This is a genomic window from Streptomyces sp. SM1 (assembly GCF_002910825.1).
Taxonomy (GTDB): domain Bacteria; phylum Actinomycetota; class Actinomycetes; order Streptomycetales; family Streptomycetaceae; genus Streptomyces; species Streptomyces okerensis.
Map to the genome: position 1 here is coordinate 1 of NZ_NEUB01000866.1, position 20,040 is coordinate 20,040.

General features: G+C 72.5%; 24 protein-coding genes. 6 read left to right on the forward strand and 18 right to left on the reverse strand.

Annotated features, from left to right (window positions below; all coding sequences use genetic code 11):
- Window positions 1-194 precede the first annotated feature (194 nt).
- The 3 genes from B9S61_RS28725 to B9S61_RS41130 all read right to left on the reverse strand — a co-directional run bounded on the left by B9S61_RS28725 (window position 195) and on the right by B9S61_RS41130 (window position 2,097).
- Entirely contained in the window at window positions 195-869 is a 675-nt protein-coding gene (locus tag B9S61_RS28725) for a hypothetical protein (RefSeq protein ID WP_103544842.1), read from the reverse strand.
- A 137-nt stretch (window positions 870-1,006) separates the two neighbouring features.
- Window positions 1,007-1,807, reverse strand: coding sequence for an RNA polymerase sigma factor SigF (locus tag B9S61_RS28730; protein ID WP_103544843.1), 801 nt, complete (start codon window positions 1,805-1,807; stop codon window positions 1,007-1,009).
- Window positions 1,808-1,956: 149 nt separating this feature from the next.
- Entirely contained in the window at window positions 1,957-2,097 is a 141-nt protein-coding gene (locus B9S61_RS41130) for a hypothetical protein (protein ID WP_181007585.1), read from the reverse strand.
- Window positions 2,098-2,258: 161 nt separating this feature from the next.
- Here B9S61_RS41130 and B9S61_RS28735 point away from each other — a divergent pair, with 161 nt between their 5' ends.
- Window positions 2,259-2,651, forward strand: coding sequence for a DUF2795 domain-containing protein (locus tag B9S61_RS28735; RefSeq protein WP_103544844.1), 393 nt, complete (start codon window positions 2,259-2,261; stop codon window positions 2,649-2,651).
- 308 nt (window positions 2,652-2,959) lie between these two features.
- Entirely contained in the window at window positions 2,960-3,505 is a 546-nt protein-coding gene (locus B9S61_RS28740; protein WP_103544845.1) for a type 1 glutamine amidotransferase domain-containing protein, read from the forward strand.
- 139 nt (window positions 3,506-3,644) lie between these two features.
- Here the strand turns inward: B9S61_RS28740 and B9S61_RS28745 are convergent, their stop codons facing one another.
- Window positions 3,645-3,932: a DUF6158 family protein gene (locus B9S61_RS28745; RefSeq protein WP_103544846.1), complete on the reverse strand. Its 288-nt coding sequence runs from the start codon at window positions 3,930-3,932 to the stop codon at window positions 3,645-3,647.
- Window positions 3,933-3,992: 60 nt separating this feature from the next.
- On the opposite strand from B9S61_RS28745, the gene B9S61_RS28750 reads away from it, so the two are divergent.
- Entirely contained in the window at window positions 3,993-5,099 is a 1,107-nt protein-coding gene (locus tag B9S61_RS28750; RefSeq protein WP_103544847.1) for a Vms1/Ankzf1 family peptidyl-tRNA hydrolase, read from the forward strand.
- A gap of 111 nt (window positions 5,100-5,210) precedes the next feature.
- Here the strand turns inward: B9S61_RS28750 and B9S61_RS28755 are convergent, their stop codons facing one another.
- The gene (locus B9S61_RS28755; protein ID WP_103544848.1) at window positions 5,211-6,830 is read right to left on the reverse strand and encodes an ABC-F family ATP-binding cassette domain-containing protein; all 1,620 of its coding nucleotides are present in this window, start codon (window positions 6,828-6,830) and stop codon (window positions 5,211-5,213) included.
- Window positions 6,831-6,981: 151 nt separating this feature from the next.
- Here B9S61_RS28755 and B9S61_RS28760 point away from each other — a divergent pair, with 151 nt between their 5' ends.
- Complete coding sequence (locus B9S61_RS28760) at window positions 6,982-7,803, forward strand: methyltransferase domain-containing protein (RefSeq protein ID WP_103544849.1); 822 nt, start codon at window positions 6,982-6,984, stop codon at window positions 7,801-7,803.
- Between the two features lie 124 nt (window positions 7,804-7,927).
- On the opposite strand, the gene B9S61_RS28765 is transcribed toward B9S61_RS28760, so the two are convergent.
- The 13 genes from B9S61_RS28765 to B9S61_RS28825 form a co-directional block, all read right to left on the reverse strand.
- Window positions 7,928-8,233: a gas vesicle protein K gene (locus B9S61_RS28765; RefSeq protein WP_181007586.1), complete on the reverse strand. Its 306-nt coding sequence runs from the start codon at window positions 8,231-8,233 to the stop codon at window positions 7,928-7,930.
- A 41-nt stretch (window positions 8,234-8,274) separates the two neighbouring features.
- Complete coding sequence (locus B9S61_RS28770; RefSeq protein WP_103544850.1) at window positions 8,275-8,463, reverse strand: gas vesicle protein; 189 nt, start codon at window positions 8,461-8,463, stop codon at window positions 8,275-8,277.
- On the reverse strand, window positions 8,460-9,239 hold the full coding sequence (locus B9S61_RS28775; RefSeq protein ID WP_103544851.1) for a GvpL/GvpF family gas vesicle protein: 780 nt from the start codon (window positions 9,237-9,239) through the stop codon (window positions 8,460-8,462). Before B9S61_RS28775 ends, B9S61_RS28770 begins: the two co-directional genes overlap by 4 nt.
- The gene (locus tag B9S61_RS28780) at window positions 9,236-9,577 is read right to left on the reverse strand and encodes a gas vesicle protein (protein ID WP_103544852.1); all 342 of its coding nucleotides are present in this window, start codon (window positions 9,575-9,577) and stop codon (window positions 9,236-9,238) included. Before B9S61_RS28780 ends, B9S61_RS28775 begins: the two co-directional genes overlap by 4 nt.
- Window positions 9,574-10,782, reverse strand: a complete 1,209-nt coding sequence (locus B9S61_RS28785) for an SRPBCC family protein (protein ID WP_103544853.1) — start codon at window positions 10,780-10,782, stop codon at window positions 9,574-9,576. Before B9S61_RS28785 ends, B9S61_RS28780 begins: the two co-directional genes overlap by 4 nt.
- A complete protein-coding gene (locus tag B9S61_RS28790; protein ID WP_103544854.1) occupies window positions 10,779-11,471 on the reverse strand; it encodes a DNA primase in 693 nt (230 codons plus the stop codon). Before B9S61_RS28790 ends, B9S61_RS28785 begins: the two co-directional genes overlap by 4 nt.
- Window positions 11,468-11,731: a gas vesicle protein GvpG gene (locus B9S61_RS28795; RefSeq protein WP_103544855.1), complete on the reverse strand. Its 264-nt coding sequence runs from the start codon at window positions 11,729-11,731 to the stop codon at window positions 11,468-11,470. Before B9S61_RS28795 ends, B9S61_RS28790 begins: the two co-directional genes overlap by 4 nt.
- A gap of 4 nt (window positions 11,732-11,735) precedes the next feature.
- Window positions 11,736-12,509 (reverse strand): GvpL/GvpF family gas vesicle protein, encoded by a 774-nt coding sequence (locus B9S61_RS28800; protein ID WP_103544856.1) that lies wholly within the window; start codon window positions 12,507-12,509, stop codon window positions 11,736-11,738.
- Window positions 12,506-12,940, reverse strand: coding sequence for a gas vesicle structural protein GvpA (locus tag B9S61_RS28805; protein WP_103544857.1), 435 nt, complete (start codon window positions 12,938-12,940; stop codon window positions 12,506-12,508). Before B9S61_RS28805 ends, B9S61_RS28800 begins: the two co-directional genes overlap by 4 nt.
- Before the next feature lie 47 nt (window positions 12,941-12,987).
- Complete coding sequence (locus B9S61_RS28810; RefSeq protein WP_103544864.1) at window positions 12,988-13,374, reverse strand: gas vesicle protein; 387 nt, start codon at window positions 13,372-13,374, stop codon at window positions 12,988-12,990.
- A 105-nt stretch (window positions 13,375-13,479) separates the two neighbouring features.
- Window positions 13,480-14,406 carry a non-homologous end-joining DNA ligase gene (gene ligD, locus B9S61_RS28815; protein WP_103544858.1) on the reverse strand — a complete coding sequence of 309 codons (927 nt, stop codon included), beginning with the start codon at window positions 14,404-14,406 and terminating at the stop codon, window positions 13,480-13,482.
- Entirely contained in the window at window positions 14,403-16,259 is a 1,857-nt protein-coding gene (locus B9S61_RS28820) for a transketolase (protein ID WP_103544859.1), read from the reverse strand. Before B9S61_RS28820 ends, ligD begins: the two co-directional genes overlap by 4 nt.
- Window positions 16,256-17,920: an NAD(P)/FAD-dependent oxidoreductase gene (locus tag B9S61_RS28825; protein WP_103544860.1), complete on the reverse strand. Its 1,665-nt coding sequence runs from the start codon at window positions 17,918-17,920 to the stop codon at window positions 16,256-16,258. Before B9S61_RS28825 ends, B9S61_RS28820 begins: the two co-directional genes overlap by 4 nt.
- A 143-nt stretch (window positions 17,921-18,063) precedes the next feature.
- Here B9S61_RS28825 and B9S61_RS28830 point away from each other — a divergent pair, with 143 nt between their 5' ends.
- Both B9S61_RS28830 and B9S61_RS28835 read left to right on the forward strand, forming a co-directional pair.
- Window positions 18,064-19,026, forward strand: coding sequence for an LLM class F420-dependent oxidoreductase (locus tag B9S61_RS28830; protein ID WP_103544861.1), 963 nt, complete (start codon window positions 18,064-18,066; stop codon window positions 19,024-19,026).
- 264 nt (window positions 19,027-19,290) lie between these two features.
- A complete protein-coding gene (locus tag B9S61_RS28835; protein ID WP_103544862.1) occupies window positions 19,291-19,929 on the forward strand; it encodes a CBS domain-containing protein in 639 nt (212 codons plus the stop codon).
- Window positions 19,930-20,040 lie beyond the last annotated feature (111 nt).

The following is a 20,040-nucleotide window of genomic DNA, read 5'->3' on the forward strand; positions in this document are numbered from 1 at the left end:
GGGGCCGTGGCCTTCCGGATCCGTCCGCCGCATCCCTGCCTCCGCGCAGTCCCTGGTTCCCCGGTGCCGTACGCCGGTGCTCCTGTGCTGTGCTGCGTGCTCCTGTGGCGCTCGTGCCGTCCTCGGTCAGCCAGTACCCAGCGTGCCGCGTGTCATGGGTGCCGGTCCGGGTCGCGCGGCACGGGCGGCCGCTGTCAGGCGTCCTCGCGGCCGGCGCGGTCCCGGTACAGCCGGTGGGCGGCGGCGCCGAACGCGCCCGCGATCAGCAGACCGCCCGCGGCCAGGGCGGGCACGGAGTCGGTGAAGGCACCGCCCGCGCCCGCGTGGACGCCCTCGTGCGCGGGACCGGCAGTCGGGGTGGGGGCGCAGTGGGTGCTCCCGGACGCGGTGGGCTCGGGCTTCACCGGTTCGGGTTTCACCGGTTCGGGTTTCACCGGCGTCGGTCCGGTGGTTCTCGGGCCGGTGGTCCTCAGATCCATGGTCCCGGGCTCCATGGCCTGCGGTGCGGCCGCGTCGCTGTCCGCGGGGGGCGGGATCTCGGCGCCCTCGGGGAGCACGTCCGGGACCGTCGCCTCCGGCTCGAGGAACTGCTCCTCCCCGAGAGCTTCGTCGAGGGCTTCCTCTCCGGGGATCTCCGGCTCCACGGCCTCCAGCTCCGAGGTCTGTCCCTCGGCCACGCCCGGCTGGGCGCTGCGCGACGCGTACCCCTCCCAGCCGTGCCCCCCTGGCTCCGGGCAGGGTGAATGGGTGGCCGTGCCCCACGACGGTCCGCTGCCCGGAACCGTTCCCGCGAACGCGGCGGGTGCGAGCGCGCCGAGGACGGTGCCGGCGACGGCGGCGAGGGACAGGGCGCGAGCGGTGCGGCGCATGGTGCGGGCTCCTTCGAGCGACGGCGGGGCACGGCCATCGGTTGCCCCACAGCCATCACAGCCCGCCCGCCGCCACGCCGCGCGCGGCCGGACACCATTGGCGGGACCCGGCGCACCCGGGCGGGTGAAGTGGCCCGTCAGTCCTCGTCGGCGTCGCTCATGACCTGTTCCCGGACCCGCCCGCAGCAACGGCTGATCAGCCGGGAGACGTGCATCTGCGAGATGCCCAGCTCCTCGGCGATGCCGCTCTGGGGCATGTCACCGAAGAAGCGCATGTAGAGGATGGTCCGCTCCCGCTCCGGCAGCGCGGCCAGCCGCTCCTTGACGGCCTCACGGTCGACCACGGTGTCCAGCGCCGGGTCGGGCGCCCCGAGGGCGTCGCCGAGCGAGTAGCCGTCGTCGCTGCCGGGCAGCGCGGCGTCCAGGGACAGCGCGCTGAAGCTCTCCAGCGCCTCCTGACCGGTGCGGACGTCCTCCTCGCTGAGGCCGGCGCGCTCGGCGATCTCGGCCACGGTCGGCCGGCCGCCGGGGGTGGTCTGGGAGAGGTCCTGCGAGGCGCCCCGGACGCGGTTGCGCAGCTCCTGGACCCGGCGCGGTACGTGCAGGGTCCACATGTGGTCGCGGAAGTGCCGCTTGATCTCGCCGGTGATGGTCGGCACGGCGTAGCTCTCGAAGGCGCTGCCGAGGCCGGGGTCGTACCGGTCGACAGCCTTCACCAGTCCCAGTGCGGCGACCTGCCGCAGGTCGTCGAAGCTCTCACCGCGGCTGCGGAACCGTCCGGCGAGACGGTCGGCCATGGGCAGCCACGCCTCGACGATCCCGTCGCGGAGCGCGTCGCGCTCCACACCGTCGGGCAGCGCGGCGAGCCTGCGGAAGGCTGCCGCGGTGTCGGGGGCGTCGTCGTGCGGGTGCTGCTTCGCGGTCGCTCGGGTCGGCATGGCGCCTCGCCTCTCCCTCGGAGGTGCTCGGGGACGTCACCGTGGGAGGCGCACCGGCCGGGGGACAGGTGCACCCGGAGCGGCGGCGCCTGGCCGCGTCCACGGACGTGCCTCCTGTCCGAAGCACTCCACCTGCGCATTCCCCCGCTTCACCGCCCCAAACGTCCCAGTCCGGGTTCGGCGGATTCCTCCGGTGGCTGCGCGGGGGGCAGCAGGAGGTCTTCGTAGCGGCCCAGCATCAGGATCACACCGAGCATGAAGGAAGGGATGAGCAGGGCGAGCACCGCCATCGCCGGACCTTTCCAAGGAGGCTCGTGGGGGGGGTGTTTCCTCCGGGTCTCCCGGCGTCCGGGGGCCAAACCCGGGCCGTGACGATCCACCGCCCGAACCCTGTGTCGGCCTCCGCTCGCCGGGTACGCGGTGCGGACCCCCGAAGGATCTGGAGGGAGACATGCAGCGAGGCAGTGACCGGCTCAGCGTCCATCGTGACGACGAGATGAAGCACGAACTGCAGGGCCTGCTGAGGTCCGGGCACCCCACCCGCACCGAGGAGTGGAACGACCCGGAGCCGTTCGCCGACGACGACCCCGAGGTCGCGCACGGCCCGGTGACACCGGGCCGCGGCCCGACGTCACTGGAGTCGGTGCGGCTGGAACTGGCCAGGACCCTGACCCGTGGGGCGTTTCCCGCGGGCCCGCGGGAGCTGATGCGCGCACTGGACCGGCGGCACGCGCCCGATGCGCTGATCGAGGCACTGGAGCGGCTGCCGCGCCGGGCCCGCTACACCAGCGTCCAGGAACTGGCCGAGGCGCTGACCGGGACCCGGGAGACGGAGACCGCGTGACCGGCCCCTGCCGGGGCACCGCGCCGGACCGTCCCACGGGGCGGTCGGGCGAGGCGCGCCGGCCGCGAAAGGCGGGAACGGAACGGAGACGGCGGCACCCGGAGCCGGAGAAGAGGCGCCGCTGTGCCCACCGACCGCGGCATCACCGTACGGACCGGGGTGCCGGACCCCGGCGGGGCCTGCCCGCACTTTGCGATCCGGCCGGGGCACGGGACCCCGGACCGGTGCCGGGCGGCACCGGTCGCGTGGACCCGACGAGAGCGGCGTACGACCGCCGCCCGATCTGACGAAGGGACGTAGGAACCCACATGCGCATCGCATTTCTGACCGCACCCGAGGGCGTCGAGCAGGTGGAGCTGACCGAGCCGTGGCAGGCTGCCGCGGACGCCGGTCACGAAGCCGTGCTCGTGTCCACGCAGTCGGGCAGGATCCAGGCGTTCGACCATCTCGACAAGGCGGACACGTTCCCCGTGCAGGAGGTCGTCGGTGAGACGTCGGCGGACTCCTTCGGCGGACTGGTGCTGCCGGGCGGGGTGGCCAACCCGGACCTCCTGCGCATGGACGACAAGGCGGTCTCGTTCGTCCGGGACTTCTTCGAGCAGGGCCGTCCGGTCGCGGCGATCTGCCACGCCCCGTGGACCCTCGTGGAGGCCGACGTCGTGCGGGGCCGGGAACTGACGAGCTGGCCCAGCCTGCGGACCGACATCCGCAACGCCGGCGGGACCTGGGTCGACGAGCAGGTGAAGACCTGCGACCACGGGCCGAACAAGCTGGTCACCAGCCGCAAGCCGGACGATCTGAAGGCGTTCTGCGAAACCTGTCTGGAGGTGTTCGAGGCGGCGGAAGCGGCCTGAGACGCCGAAACGCGCCCGTCACGGAACGGGAGCGTCAGCACCACGGACGGGGCCCGCGTACGCGCGGGCCCCGTCGGCGTGCGCGGTCGCCGGTGCGGGGGCGGCGGGTCCCGGGTGGGTGGTGGCCGTGCCGCCGCGGTCAGGTTCCCGGAGTCGTGGGTGTCGTCGCGTTCGCGGCGCTCCGCTCGCGGGCCCCCTCACGGGTGCGGCCCGCGGCCACCGGGCGGCGCGGGTTGCGGCGCAGATACTCGCCCTCCAGTTGCGCCATCCGGTCGTTGTGGGCCCGCAGCGCGCCGTTGGAGCCGTACAGCAGCGTGTCGTGGCGCGTGCGGTGGATGGTCTCCAGCTCCTTCATGAGCTGCTGGTCGTCCAGGCGGTCCGGCTCGACTCCGGTCATCGTGGTGCCCCGTTCGTCGTGTGCGTCCATGGGCTCCGGGTACCCGCCCGGCGGCATGAGCACTACCCGCACGACAACCGGGAGGGAACCATGGAACTCGCATTCCTGTATCCACTCTACGAACGTCCCGGCCCCTGGGCCTCCGTATACGTCGACACCTCCCGGCACACGGAGAACACCCCCCACGAACGGCAGCTGACGGCCCGCGCGATGGCGCAGGAGCTGGCCGGCCAGGGTGCGGACGAGGCGACCTGCCGGGCGGTGAGCCGCGCCGTCGAGGAGCTGCGGCACTCCGGCGGACCGCCGGGCCGGGCCCTGTTCGCCCGGGACGGCGAGGTGGTCCTCGACCCGCCGCTGGCCCGGGCCCCCGGGCGCGACTGGGCCGAGTGGGCGCCGCTGCCGCGAGTGGCACCGCTGCTCGAGCTGGCCGGTGAGGACCCCGTGTGCGTGGTCGCCCATGTGGACCGCAGGGGCGCGGACTTCGAGCTGCGCAGTGCCCTGGGCCGGGACGACGCAGGGGGGATCACCGGACGTCAGTGGCCGCTGCACCGGACCGCCTCCGCGGACTGGTCGGAGCGGCATTTCCAGCTGCGGGTGGAGAACACCTGGGAGCACAACGCCGCGGAGATCGCCGACGCGCTCGCGGTCTGCCAGGAGGAGACCGGTGCCGATCTGCTGATCCTGGTCGGTGACGACCGGGAGCGGCGTGCCGTGCGCGAGCGGCTGCCGCAGCGGCTGGAGGGTCTGGTGGCCGAGGCCCCGCACGGAGCGGGCAGCAGGCTGCTCGACGACGACGTCGAGCGGATCCGCGCGGAGCACGTGCACAGCCGCGCCGCCGCCGAGCTGGACCGGTTCCTCGCCGCCCGCGGAACCGACGACGAGGGCCGCGCCGGGGCGGTGGAGGGGGTGCCCGCGCTGGTCGAAGCGGCGCGCGAGCACCGCATCGACGAACTGCTGATCCGGCCGGACGGGCCGGACGCGCACCGGGAGGTGTGGATCGGTGAGGATCCGGACCAGCTGGCCGTACGGCGTACGGATCTGAAGGTGCTGGGTGAGCAGAACTCCTGGGCGGCCCGGGCGGACGACGCGCTGATCCGGTCGGTGGTCGCCACGGACGCGCCCGCGCTGGCGGTCGACGCGGCGGGGCCGCGGGAGGACGCGCCTGCCGGCGGGCTGGGGGCGTTGCTGCGCTGGTGAGGCGGGTGTGGGGGAGCGCAGGTTTTTGCGCCCCCGCCGCCCCTTCCGTCCCATCCTGGGGGCTTCGCCCCCAGACCCCCGTTCGCGCGGTTCCCCGCGCCCCTGAGGGGGTCAGCGGGAGCGGGTCACGCGGCGTTCGTCCCAGACCGGGTCCGGGGTTTCCCGGACGTTGCCGTCTTCGCCGAAGACCAGGTAACGGTCGAAGGAGCGGGCGAACCAGCGGTCGTGGGTGACCGCGAGGACCGTGCCCTCGAAGGCCTCCAGGCCCTCCTGCAGTGCCTCGGCCGACTCCAGGTCGAGGTTGTCGGTCGGCTCGTCGAGCAGCAGGGCCGTGACACCCTGGAGCTCCAGCAGCAGGATCTGGAAACGGGCCTGCTGGCCGCCGGAGAGCCGCTCGAAGGTCTGCTCGGCCTGGCCGGTGAGTTCGTAGCGGCGCAGCCGGGACATGGCCGCTCCCCGGTCCTGGGCGTGTTCCTTCCACAGGATGTCCAGGAGGGTGCGGCCCTCCAGCTCGGGGTGGGCGTGTGTCTGCGCGAAGTGGCCGGGAACGACGCGGGCGCCGAGGCGCCACCCGCCCGTGTGGGCCACGTCGTCCCCGGCGAGCAGCCGCAGGAAGTGCGACTTGCCGGAGCCGTTGGAGCCGAGCACGGCGACCCGCTCGCCGTAGAACACCTCCAGGTCGAACGGCTTCATCAGGCCGGTGAGTTCCAGCCGGTCGCAGGTGACGGCACGGACGCCGGTGCGGCCGCCCTTCAGGCGCATGGTGATGTTCTGCTCGCGGGGCGGCTCGGGCGGAGGGCCCGCCTCCTCGAACTTGCGCAGTCTGGTCTGGGCGGCCTGGTAGCGGGAGGCCATGTCCGGGCTGTTCGCCGCGGCCTGGCGCAGGTTCAGCACGAGCTTCTTGAGCTGGGCGTGCTTCTCGTCCCAGCGGCGCCGCAACTCCTCGAAGCGGGCGAAGCGTTCACGGCGCGCGTCGTGGTAGGTGGCGAAGCCCGCGCCGTGCACCCAGGCGTCGGCGCCGGCGGGGCCCGGTTCGAGGGAGACGACGCGCTGGGCGGCGCGGGCGAGGAGTTCCCGGTCGTGGGAGACGAACAGGACGGTCTTGCGGGTCTCCTCGAGCCGTTCCTCCAGCCAGCGCTTGCCGGGTACGTCGAGGTAGTTGTCGGGCTCGTCGAGGAGGAGGACCTGGTCGGTGCCGCGCAGCAGCGCCTCGAGGACCAGCCGCTTCTGCTCGCCTCCGGAGAGGGTGCGGACCTGGCGCCACTGGGCCTTCTCGTAGGGGATGCCGAGCGCGGCCGTGGTGCACATGTCCCACAGGGTCTCCGCCTCGTAGCCGCGGGCCTCGGCCCAGTCGGCGAGGGCCTGCGCGTAGCCGAGCTGGGCGGCCTCGTCGTCGACGGTCATGAGGGCGTGCTCGGCCCGGTCGACGGCGTGGGCCGCATCCCTGATCCGTGGCGTGGCGACGGAGACGAGCAGGTCGCGTACGGTCGTGTCGTCCCGTACGGAGCCGACGAACTGGCGCATGACGCCGAGGCCGCCGGTGACGGTGACGGATCCGCCGTGCGGCTTGAGTTCGCCGGCGAGGAGGCGGAGCAGAGTGGTCTTTCCCGCGCCGTTGGGGCCCACCAGGGCCATCACCGCGCCCTCTCCGACCCGGAAGGACACATCGCCCAGGAGGGCCCTCCCGTCGGGGAGGTAGTACTCGAGATGTGCAGCTTCCAGGTGGCCCATGGTGGGGATTGTGCGGGGTCGTCGGCGCGGGGCGCAAACCGATTACGAAAGACCCTCGGTCCAATATGTGATATTGGAGTCTCATCATCCGGCCGATGCGGGTAGCGTGAGGGCCCTCTACGAGACGCGAGAGCGGAAGGGGTGGGCTCATATGCCGGAAGCGCGGGAGACCGCCGTCTACACCCACGGGCACCACGAGTCGGTACTGCGGTCGCACACCTGGCGGACCGCGGAGAACTCGGCGGGGTATCTCCTCGGGGCCCTGAGGCCCGGTATGCGCGTCCTGGACATCGGGTGCGGGCCGGGCACCATCACCGCGGACCTGGCGGCACTCGTCCCCGACGGACACGTCACCGGTCTCGACCGGGAGCCGGGGATCCTGGAACGGGCCCGTGCGGTGGCCGCCGAACGAGCGCTGACCAACGTGGACTTCGTGACGGGGGACGTGCACACGCTGGACTTCCCGGACGACACCTTCGATGTGGTCCACGCCCACCAGGTGCTTCAGCATGTGGGCGATCCGGTCCGGGCGCTGCGCGAGATGCGCCGGGTGACCGCGCCGGGCGGTTTCGTCGCCGTACGGGACTCGGACTACGCGGCGATGACCTGGTATCCCCTGTCGCCCGGCATGGACGACTGGCTGGAGCTGTACCGGCGGGTGGCCCGGGCCAACGGGGGCGAGCCGGACGCCGGACGGCGGCTGAAGTCCTGGGCGCTGGCCGCGGGGTTCACCGACATCACCGCGACCTCGGACACCTGGACCTTCTCCACCGAGGAGGAGCGGTCCTGGTGGAGCGGGCTGTGGGCGGACCGCACCGTGGCGTCGGCCTATGCGGAGCGTGCCGTGGAAGGGGGCCACGCCACCGGCGAGCAGCTGCGGGAGGTGGCCGCCGCGTGGCGCGAGTGGGGCGCACGGGAGGACGGCTGGTTCAGCGTGCTGCACGCGGAGATCCTCTGCCGCGAAGAGTCCTGAGAACCGCGAACGCGGAACCCGGTAGCCCGAACGCGGAACTCCCCGGGACCCTTACCCGGTCCCGGGGAATTCTCCGCTTCCGTCACCGGGGGGGTCCGGCCTCCCGGCCCCGGCTTGCGGGGACTCAGTTGCGGGGAAGCAGCGGTCCGAGCGGCCCGAGGTCCAGGTTCAGGTCCTCCGGCCGCAGTCCGTACCGGTTCCGCAGTTCCGCCATCCGGTCCTCCAGCAGCATGAGCGTCAGCCCGACGCGTTCCTCCTGCTCCTCGCTGAGATCGCCCTCGTCGAACCGGCGCAGCGCCTGCCGTTCCATGAGCTGGCGCAGCAGCTCCACGACGGTGAGCACCAGTTTGATCAGATCGCGTTCGACCGTGTCCGGCTCCAGGTCGAGCCGCCGCCGGCCGTCGTGCGGCACGGCACCGTCGTGCGGCACGGCACCGCGGTCGGGGCCGTGGTCGGGGTCGGGGCCGGCCGTCACGGGGACTCCTCGAAGGGGGACGGGACCTGCGCGTTCACCGAGCTGATGAGCGCGTTGAGGTCGATACGGACCAGGTCGACGTCCGCGATGCGCAACGTGATGTCGCCCTTGATGACGACTCCGCCGGCCAGGAGCCGGTCGAGCAGGTCCACCAGGGCTATCTCGCGGCGTTCGACGACGGTCACGTGCCCTCCTGCCCTGCCGCTTCCTCGCCGGCGAACGAATAGGCCGCCCACGGACCGGTGAGTTCGACCCGTATGCCGGGAGTCCCGTCCTTCGTCCGGTCCACCCGCTCCACGAACTCCTCGGACTTCACACGGGGCACCAGGTACGCGGCATTGAGCACGTTGCGCCCGGAGACGCCGGAGAGCGTCGGGTTCTGCGGCGCGTGCAGCCGGGCGTCGTCGGCGCTCCCGGAAAGGGTCTCGTGCAGCCGGGTCGCGAAGGTCTCGGCCTGCTGCCACAGGTCGTCCTGCGACTTCGTCCGCATGCGGCGCTGCCGAAGATAGTCCCGGCCGGACGCCGGCTTCGGCGACGGCGTGGCGGGCGTCTCCTGCGCCGGATCCGCCTCGATGAACACCTTGACGCCCCACTCGACCCGGCCCTCCAGCCGGTCCAGGGTGCCCAGGAAGCTCTCCTTCTGCCCCTCGAGCATCGTCCGCACCCCGCTGTCGTCGCGGAACACGGTGCCCAGCCGCAGCGGCAGCGGGGTCGTGACGGTGGTGAGCGCGTCGATCACGCCCTGGTGGGCGCGGGCGACCCCGGTCAGCCAGTCGAGGTCCTCCAGATGAGCCCGCAGCGGCTCCTCCGCGAAGTCCGCCTCGGGCACATGGCTGACGACCGCCACCAGGTCCCCGTGGGGCAGCAGGCGGGGCGGATCGCCGCCGACTCCGGTCAGCTGCGACTGGAGCGGCGTACCGAAGGGGCGGCAGACCGCGTAGACGTACCGCAGTCCGGTCACGGGCTCTCCTCCTCTGCGCGACGGGGCTCCAGTTCCAGTTCTTCCAGCCGGGCCAGCCGCTCACGCAGCTCGGCGTTCTCCCTCGTCAGCTCGTCACGGCGGGCGCGCGAGGACAGCGCCGGGTCGGACTCCCACCAGTCGATCCCCATCTCCTTCGCCTTGTCGACGGAGGCGACGACCAGGCGCAGCTTGATGGTGAGGAGCTCGATGTCGAGCAGGTTGATCCGGATGTCCCCCGCGATCACCACACCCTTGTCGAGCACCCTTTCCAGGATGTCGGCGAGATTGGCGCCGCTTCCCGATCCGTACGGATCGGGAAGCCGGCTGGGGGTGGTCATCGGCGGCTCCGGCTCTCGACGCGCTCGTCCTCGGGCCCGTCCTCGGGCTCATCAGCCTCGGCCTCGGACCCGGTGTCGTCCTGGTCCTCGTACTCCTCCTCCGGGTACTCGTCCTCCTCGTACTCGTCGGCGGGTGCCTCCTCGGACTCCGGCTCGTCCTCCTCCTCGGCGTCCCCGGATCCGGAGCGGGGTTCCTCCTCGTCCTCGTACTCCTCGTCCTCGCCGTACTCGTCGTCCGGGGCCTCGTCCTCCCCGGAGTCGCGGGAGTCCTCCTCCGTCGAGTCCTCCCCGGAGTCCGCTTCCTCCTCCTCGGCCAGCGCGTCCTCGTGGCCGCGGACGACCTCGCCGTCACGGATCTCACCGCGCCAGCTGTCCTCGGCCTCGCCCTTGATGGTGATGAAGCGGGCGAAGTTCTTCAGGTCGAGCCGGGTGCGGCGGCCCTGGGCGCGCCAGATGTTGCCTGTCTTCTCGAAGAAGCCCGACGGGTAGTACTCGATGACCAGCAGCACCCGGGTGAGGTTGTCGCCGAGGCTGTGGAAGGAGACGACACCCTTCGTCGTGCCCTTGGCGCCCTCCGAGGACCAGGCGATGCGGTCGTCGGGGACCTGCTCCGTGGTCTGCGCCTTCCAGCCGCGGTTCGACCACCAGATCTTCGCCTGCCAGTCCGACGTGGTGTCGTCGGCCTTGTTGGCGCTCTTGACGCCCTTGGCGAAGGTGCTGAAGTCCTGGTACTGGGTCCACTGGTCGTAGGCCGTGCGCAGGGGCACCCCGACGTCGATGTGCTCGATGATGACGGTGGGCTTGTTGCCGGACGAGCGCTTGCGCTTGCCCTTGCCGCCGCCCAGGCCCTTCAGCGCGCCCTTCACCTTGTCCTTCGCCTGCGAGGCGCCCAGTTCGACGGCGCTGCGCAGCGGTCCCTTGCCCTCGGCGAGCTTGCGGCCGCCGTCGACGGCGATCTTGGCGAAGCCCGGACTGTTGCCCTCGGCGATGTCATTGAGCTTGTTCGTGGTGTCGCCGAGCTTGTGGCCGAGGCCGCTCAGCATGCGGGTGGCCTGGGCCGCGAGGTACTCCTGCAGTTCTGCCTTCAGCCGGTCCGCGGCCTCGCTGTGGGCTATGCCGGCGAGCGGGTTGTTCGCGGCGCCGTTAGCGGCGCCCTTCGCTCCGTCGCGCGCTGCGGAGCCGGCCTTTCCGATGGTCTCGGTCATCGCTCACCGCCTCCCTTCGACGTGCGGGGACGGGCGGCCCGGGGGCCCGCCGCGGTCTTCTTCGCGGCCGTCTTCTTCGCGGGAGCCGTCCTCCTGCCCGCGGTCTTCTTCGCCGGCCCGGCCTTCTTCGCCGGCGCCTTCTTGGCGGCGGCCTTCTTCGCCGGCCGCTCGGCGGACGGCTCATCCCCGCCGTCCTCGTGGTCCTCTCGGTCCTCGTCCTCCCGGTCCTCGTCCTCCCGGTCCTCGGGTTCCTCGCCGTCCTCCTCGGAGGGCTCGCGGTCCTCCTCGGAGGGCTCGCGGTCCTCCTCGGAGGGCTCGCGGTCCTCCGGTTCGTCGTCGGCGTCCTCGCCGCCCTCCGTCCGGTCCCGGCCGCCGCCGGCCAGCTCCTCGCGCATCTCGGCGGTACGGCCGTGCAGCCGGTCGGCGAGCGAGCCGAGCTGCCGCTCGACCAGCGCGCCGGAGGCGGCCTTGCCGACCCCGCGCAGATCGCCCCGCACCTGATCACCGAGCTCCTTGAACTGCGGGTTGTCGCGCAACTGCTGCGAGACCAGATCGGCGACCATCCGCGGGCTGAGGTTGAGCTTCTTGCCCGCCACCAGCCCGCCGACGGCAACCGCCATCTTGAGCTTCTTCGTGCGTCCGAGGAGATATCCGGCCCCGATCGCGAGGCCCATTCCCATTCGATTCATCGTGCCGTCCCGTCCCCACTACCCGCGCCTGTGCGCGTCGCGGTCTCCAACCGGTCGAGGAGTTCGTCCTCCTGCCGGTCGAACTCCTCCTCGGTGATCTCTCCGGATTCCAACTGCTCCTCCAGGCGGGCCAGCTCGGCGCGGATCGTGGCAGGGTCGTAGTAGATGCGCTCCGCCTCCTGTACCACCTGCCGGATGGCCCAGCCGCCGGCCCGTGCCGGGGCGAACGGCAGCAGCAGCACCTCCGAGATCAGGCCCATGACGTCACCTCGTTCCGGTCTCCGCCCCACCCGCGACGGTGCCCGCCGGCTCGGCCGGTCCGGGCTCGACGAAGCTGTACGGGGGAAGCGGACCGTTCAGACGTACCTCGAGGTGGGGCATGTCCTTGCGGACCTGCTCCACCGCGGCCAGGAAGTCCTCCGCCGTCTCCCGTTTCACCAGGTAGGAGACGTTGGCGAGCCAGCCGGTGGACTCGGGGCCCACGCTCACCGCGTCGGCGGCCCCCTCCAGGGCGCTCTCCAGCGCGGTACCGTCCTCGGACTCCCTGTCCTTGACCGCCGCGGCGACCATCTCGCCGAGCCGGATCTTGCCCTCGTAAGCGCCGCCGCCGGACTGCCGGTTGGCCTCCGCGAGGGCGCGGATCTCCGGGTTGCCGGCCATCACGTGGTGGAGTACGGCCTCCTCGATGTGGTTGGCCTTGACGTTGTACTCGACCCGGTCGTCCAGCGCGTGCAGCCGCTCGCGGTAGTGCTCGGCACGCTCGGCGAGGACACCGGTGACGGCGTCGTCGTCCGGGGCGACGCTGCCGAACCGCATGGGCAGCACACAGCCCGCCGCGCCGATCTCGCTGAGGACGTTCTGGTGGGCGAGCAGTTCCCTGCGCTTGGGGCGCAGCCCTTCGGGGGCGTCACTGACGACGGCCGCCAGCTCGCCCTGCCGCAGGATGCGCACCGGGCGCGGCGGATCGCCGACTCCGCCCATGCCCTCGGGCAGCGCCGGGTGCGACACCGCCGTGATGCCGTAGACGTAGGTGCTCACTCCTGCTCCTCCTTCCGGCGGGTGGCCGTGCTCTTGCGGGCACGCGGGCGGGACTCGGTCTCGCGCTCGGAAGCTTCCTCACGCGACTGCTTGAAGGCGTCGGAGATGGTCTCGGCGGCACCGGAGAGGGCGCCCTTCGACTTGCCGCGGGCGCCGGACTCGGTGACCTCGCCGACGATCTCGGGCAGGCCCGGGCTCTTGCGGGGCCCGGCCTCCAGGTCGAGGCGGTTGCACGCCTCGGCGAAACGGAGATAGGTGTCGACGCTGGCGACGACCACCCGGATGTCGATCTTGAGAATCTCGATGCCGACCAGGGACACGCGCACGAATGCGTCGATGACGAGCCCCCTGTCCAGGACAAGCTCCAGCACGTCGTAGAGGCCGCTGCTGCCGCCCCCACCACCGGTCTGCTGTGCCGGTACAACTGTCATGCCGGACGTTCCTCCCTTGTATGTGGTCGCGGGTCCGGTCGAACGGCCTATCGGCCGCGAGCGTCGGCCCGTCCCCGCTCGTAGCGGCGGACCCGCCGGTAACCGGTGAGCTGCCCGTCCGGGTCCAGCTCCACCTGGTAACTCGCCATCAGGCTCATCGTGTCGGGCACGCGCTCGAGCTCGAGGACCTCGACCTCCAGCGCCCAGCCCTCCTCCGTCTGCTCCAAGGACGACACGGACTCGGCCTCCATCCCGGTGAGCTCCGCGAGCTGTCCGCGCGCCTGGCGCAGCACCTCCATCGGGCCGGGCCGTTTCGCGGTTCTGTTGTCGTCGGTCCGCTTGCGGGACCTCTGTGAGCTCTGGGAACCGGATTCCGGTGAATCCTGCGTTTCCTGTGAACCCTGTGACTCTTCGGTGTTCTTCGTGTTCGACATGGCCACCTCCCCCTCCGTGTGGCCGCAAGTCTGTTCGCCAAACCTCCAGGGCTCACCCGGTTGCCACGGCCGGGTGGCGCACCCGGCCGCTGTGGTCCCCCGGGGTCAGCCCCGCAGCCCCGCCAGCCTGCGGCGGGCCGGACCCAGCGAGCGTCCCCGGCTCAGCAGGCCGTCCCACGGGTCGGTGCGGGCCTGTTCGACGGCGTCGGCGACGGTCCAGCGGCGGGCGTGCAGCTCCGGATCGTCCAGCCGGTCCCAGGAGACGGGCACGGCGACGGGGGCACCCGGCAGGGCACGGACGGTGTACGGCGCGACCGCGGTCTGCGCGTAGGCGTTGCGCTGGATGTCGAGGTAGAGCCGGTCGCCGCGGTCCTTCTTGCGGGCGGCGGTGGTGAGCCGGTCGGGGTGGGCGCCGGCGAGAGTGTCGGCGACGTCACGGGCGAAGGCACGCACGTCGTCGAAGTCGTGGTTGCCGGTCAGCGGAACGATCACGTGCAGGCCCCGGGAGCCGGTGGTCATCAGCGCCGAGGGCAGCTTCAGCTCCTCGAGCAGTTCCCCCAGCAGCCGCGCCGCCTCCCGGACCGCCTCGAAGTCGTCCCCCGACGGGTCGAGGTCGAACACCAGCCGGTCGGGGTGGCCGGTCCGGTGGGTACGGGACAGCCAGCGGTGCAGGGTGATGCTCGCCTGGTCGACGAGGAAGAGGAGGGTGGCGGCACTGTCGCACACGGTGTGGGTGACAGTGCCGCCCTCCTTCGCGACCTCGGCACGGGTGATCCAGTCCGGATAGCTGTCCGGGGTGTTCTTCTGCATGAAGGCGGGGCCGCCGATGCCGTCCGGGCGGCGGTCCAGCATCAGCGGCCGGCCCCGCAGGTGCGGCAGCATGTACGGGGCGACGGCCCGGTGGTACTCGACGAGGTCGCCCTTCGTGTACTCCCCGGCGCCCCCGCCGCCGGGGAAGAGCACCTTGTCCGGCCGGTGGATCTCCACCGTGCGACGGCCGGCCCGTACGGTGCGCGACCGGTCGCCGCTCACGACACGACCGCCTCCCCCACCAGCAGCCGGCCGGCCGCCGCGATCGACTCGGCGTCGATGCCGGCGGCGTTCAGCTGCTCCTGGGGAGAGGCCGAACCCGGCATGTTCCGCACGGCGAGGCGCACCAGGCGCGGTACGGGACGTCCGTCGCCGAAGGCCTCCGCGACCGCGTCCCCGAGACCGCCCTCCGGGTGGTGGTCCTCGACGGTCATCAGACAGCCGGTCTCCTCGGCGGCCGTGCGCAGCGTCTCCCGGTCGACCGGCTTCACCGAGTACAGGTCGATCACCCGTACGGCGATGCCCTCGCCCTCCAGGGCCTCCGCGGCGGCGAGCGCCTCGGGCACGGTGACGCCCGCGGCGACCAGGGTGAGCCGGTCCTCGCCGGAGGAGCGCAGCACCTTGCTGCCGCCGACCGGGAACTCCTCGTCGGGGCCGTAGACCACCGCGCTCTCGCCGCGCGAGGTGCGCAGGTAGCGGATGCCGTCGAGGTCGGCCATCGCGGCGACCAGGTGTGCGGTCTGGTTGGCGTCGCACGGGTACAGCACCGTGGAGCCGTGCACGGCGCGCATCATCGCCAGGTCCTCCAGGCCCATCTGGCTGGGGCCGTCCTGGCCGATGGCGACGCCGGCGTGCGAGCCGACGAGACAGATGCCGGAACCGCTGACCGACGCCATGCGGATGAAGTCGTGGGCGCGGGTGAGGAACGCCGCGAAGGTGGACGCGTACGGCGTCCAGCCGCGCGCCGCGACACCCACCGCCGCCGCGACCATCTGCTGCTCGGCGATGTAGCACTCGATGTAGCGCTCGGGGTGCTCCTTGGCGAAGAACTCCGCGCGGGTGGAGTCGCCGACCTCCCCGTCGAGGGCGACGACGTCGTCCCGGGCGGTGCCGAGAGCGGCCAGTGCCTCGCCGAAGGCGTTGCGGGTGGCCACCTCCTCGCCCTTGTCCCAGCGGGGCAGGCCGGGAGTCCCGGTACGGCGACGGGCGGACGGTGCTCCGGCTCCGTCGGGGGACGGAGTCCCCACCCGGAGGCGCAGGCCGCGCGGGCCGCCGAGCTCGGCGACGGCCTCCTCGGCCTCCGGCAGCGGCTTGCCGTGCAGACCCTCGCGGTCCTGGACCGACTCGACGCCCTTGCCCTTGAGGGTGCGGGCGATGACCGCGGTGGGCTGGCCCCTGGTGGAGAGGGCCTCGCCGTAGGCGCGGTCGACGGCGTCCACGTCGTGGCCGTCCACCTCGACGGTGTGCCAGCCGAAGGCCTGGAAGCGGCGGGCGTAGGCGTCGAGGTCGTGACCGTGCCGGGTGGCGCCGCGCTGGCCCAGCCGGTTGACGTCCACGATCACCGTGAGGTTGTCGAGGTTCTCGTACGAGGCGTGCTCGGCCGCCTCCCACACCGAGCCCTCGGCCAGCTCGCTGTCCCCGCACAGCACCCACACCCGGTAGTCGGCGTGGTCCAGCCGCTTCCCGGCCAGCGCGATACCGACGCCGACGGGAAGGCCCTGGCCCAGGGACCCGGTGGCCGTCTCGACCCAGGGCAGCTGCCTGGGGGTGGGGTGTCCCTCGAGGCGGCTGCCCTTCTCGCGGAAGGTCAGCAGTTCCTCGTCGTCGATGGCGCCGGCCGCCTTGTAGGTGGCGTACATCAGGGGCGAGGCGTGGCCCTTGGAAAGGACGAAGCGGTCGTTGGCCGGGTGGTCGGGGCGTTCGAAGTCGTAACGGAAGTGGCGGGCGAACAGGACGGCCGTCAGGTCCGCCGCCGACATGGACGACGTGGGGTGCCCGGAGCCCGCGGCGGCTGCGGCGCGGACACTGTCCACGCGCAACTGCTGTGCGAGATCGACGAGTTCACCGGTGCTCATGAGTCTCCTTCGGTAAAGCGGTCGGTACGCCTGACGGGTCCGGGCGCGACATCCGGCCCGGGCGGCGGCTGATCGGGCGGCGGCACGACGGCGGACTGACTCTTGGCGGGTTCCCCACCGGGCTGGTTCTTCGCCGGTTCCCCACCGGGCTGGTTCTTCGCCGGCTCACCACCGGGCTGGTTCTTCGCCGGTTCCCCACCGGGCTGGTTCTTCGCCGGCTCACCACCGGGCCGGCCCTTGGCGGGTTCCTCGCCGGGCTGATCGTTCGCGGCCTCGCCGCCCGGCCGGCTCTTCGCCCGTTCCGCACCCGTACCCGGCCGGGACGGCTCCTGCTCCGGTTCCTGGTCCCGCTCCGGCTTGCCCGGTACGCGTGGCAGTTCCGGGGACGCCGTGTCCAGCGGCACCGACCAGGAGCGTACGAGGCCCAACTGGACGGCCTGGCGGGGCAGTACGGCGTCGAGGAGCCAGTCGGCGGCCACCCGCACCCGGTTGCCGGGCATCGCGGCGAGGTGGTAACCGCGGGTGACCGCGCCCGCGGCCACCCCGGAGAGGTTCACGCCGAGCGGGTTGGCTGCGGCCTTGACGCCGCCCAGGTCCACCACGAACCCCATGTCCTTGTGCCGGTAGGCGCGGCGCCGACCCTCGCCGAACGAGGCGGCGATGTTGTGCCCGCACACCTTGCCCTGCCGCCAGGCGTGCTGCGCGGTCATCGGGGTGTACGACCCCGGCTTCTCCAGATCGGGCACCGCCGCGGCGTCACCGCAGGCGAACACCTCCGGCCGCCCCGGCACCTGGAGGTGCGGGTCGACCAGCAGCCGCCCGCGTTCCATCGGCAGCCCGAGGGACTCGGCGAGCGGGTCGGGGCGGACGCCCACGCACCACACCAGCGTCTGCGTGTCGACGAACTCCCCGTCGGTCAGCAGCACTCCCTCGTGCGTGGCCTCCTTCACCGAGGTGCCCATCCGTACGTCGACGCCCCGCTCGCGCAGCACGTCGTCGGCCGTTCGGGAGAGCCGTTCGTCCAGCTCGGGCAGGACCCGGTCGGCGATGTCGAGGAGCAGCCAGCGCGGCCGCATCCCGGTCCGCAGGGGATGCCTGTCGACCTGGGAGTCGGTGAACAGCTGCCCGTGCGCGGCGACTTCGGTGCCGGTGTAGCCGGCGCCCACCACCACGAAGGTGCAGCGGGAGGCACAGCTCCTCGGGTCGTCGGTGGCGCCGGCGAGCTCCACCTGACGGGTCACGTGGTCGCGCAGGTACAGGGCCTCGGGCAGGCCGCGGAAGCCGTGGGCGTGCTCGGCGACGCCGGGGATCGGCAGCAGCTTGTTGACGCTGCCGGCCGCGAGGACCAGCCGGTCGTAGGAGAGGGTGCCGCCCTCGCCCTCGGGCCCGGTGTAGTGCACCTGCCGCGCGTCCAGGTCGATGCGGTCGGACTCCCCCAGCACCAGCCGCACGTGCGGCAGCGTGCCGGAGAGGGAGACGGTGACCCGGCGCGGCTCCAGGATGCCGGCCGCGACCTGGGGCAGCAGCGGAAGGTACAGGAAGTAGTCGGTCGGGTTGAGCAGGACGATCTCGGCGCGGCCCCTGGCCAGCCGGGACAGGGTCTGCGCCGTGCGGTATCCGGCGAAGCCGGCACCGACGATCACTATGCGGGGTCGACTCACGGTTCGCCTCCGGCGCGGTCGCGTACGTCGGGAGACTTCCGCGTCCCCCTGGCCCGGGCCGCCAAACGTCCGGCCGGTTTCCGCCCGGGCCCCCGGGTACCCGGCCCGGGAACCGGACCCCCCATGTCGCGGAGGCACCCCCCATGCCCGAGTACGGCTATTTCCTCTCGTGCGAGCAGTACGGCCCCGCAGAGCTGATCGAGCAGGCGCGGATGGCCGAGCAGGCCGGATTCCAGGCCCTGTGGATCTCGGACCACTTCCACCCGTGGAACGACGCGCAGGGGCAGAGCCCCTTCGTGTGGTCGGTGATCGGCGCGCTGTCGGAGGCGGTGTCCCTGCCGGTGGGGACGGCGGTGACCTGCCCGACCGTGCGGACGCACCCGGCGGTGGTGGCGCAGGCGGCGGCCACGAGCGCGGTGATGTCGCCGGGGGAGTTCCGGCTGGGCGTGGGCACGGGCGAGGCGCTGAACGAGCACATCCTCGGCGACCACTGGCCGCCCGCCCACGTACGCCTGGAGATGCTGGAGGAGGCCATCCAGGTGATGCGCCGGCTGTTCACCGGCGAGGAGGTCAACCACCACGGCACGCACTACACGGTGGAGAACGCCCGCCTGTACACGGTCCCGGACCAGCCCGTCCCGATCGACATCTCGGGCTTCGGTCCGGCGGCGACCAAGCTGGCGGCCCGGGTCGGCGACGGCTACATCACGATGATGCCGGACACCTCGATGGTGGAGCAGTACCGCAAGGGCGGGGGCGGCGGGAAGCCGGTCAGCGGCGGCACCAAGGTCTGTTACGGCACCGACCGCGACGAGTGCGTGCGTACCGTGCACCGGCTCTGGGCGAACGAACAGCTGCCCGGCGAGCTGGGCCAGGTGCTGCCCTCGCCGAAGCACTTCGAGCAGGCGCAGACCCTGGTCACCGAGGACATGGTGCGCGAGAACCGGGTGTGCGGCGACGACGTGGACGAGCATGTCGCCGAACTCCGGCAGTTCGCCGAGGCGGGCTTCGACCGGATCTACGTCAACCAGATCGGCCCCGATCTGCGCGGCTTCTTCGACTTCTACCGCACCAAGGTGCTGCCGCAGCTCCAGCAGCCCGGCTGAGCCGGGGGGCTCCGCCCACCCGGGCGGCGGCCACGGGGTGACCTTCGTCCATGGCGGAGTTCATGGCGGACGCCGTACCCCTGGACGGAGGACCACCGGCCTCCCCGCCGGGCCGAACGGCACTGGTCGCCGGAGCGGCCCGGTGCTGTCATGGTGGGGAGAGACGGCGTGGACGGGCCGGTGGAGCCGGGTGGCGGACGCGCCGCGCGCGGTCGCCGGGCTCGGGCCGAGTCGGCCCGTCGCACAGCGGAGGAGGCCGAGACCATGCTGTATCGCCGCACGGTCGGTGACGTGATGACGGACGAGGTCGTCACCTTCCGTCCCGACACGCCGTTGCAGGAGGTCGCCGCCCTGCTCGACGCGAACGACATCGTGGCGGCTCCGGTCGTCGACGACGACGGCTCTCCCGTCGGGGTCGTGTCCGCGTCCGACGTGCTGCGGCACGAGACCGGCATGCCCGATGCGCAGGGGCAGGACGGAGACGACGAGCGCTCGTGGGACAGGGCCCGGGCCCGGACCGCGGGTGAGCTCATGAGCAGCCCCGTGTTCACCGCCCGCGCCGACTGGACGATCCCCCGGGCCGCGCGGGAACTCCGCAGCCGGCACGTCAAGCAGTTGCCGGTGGTCGGCGACGACGAACTGCTCACCGGCATCGTCACCCGCAGCGACCTGCTCGACGCCTTGATCCGCTCCGACGCCGAGATCCGCGGCGAGGTCGAGCAGGACGTGCTGGGACGCATCCTCGCCCTGGACGAGGGCACCGTCGCGGTCGAGGTACGCGGCGGGGTCGTCACCCTGCGGGGGCACGTACCGGAACCACGCCTCGTCCCGGTGGTCGTGGCTCTCTGCCAGGGCGTCGACGGCGTCGCCGCCGTGAACGCCCACCTCGCCACCGCCGGGTAGGGCCGGCTTCCGCCACGGGGGTCAAGACCGGTGGTCGGTTTCGGCGGGGCGGGACCCGTCCGGCCGCGGCGGTACGACGCCCGCGGTGGGCGGAGTGGACGGAACCGGCGG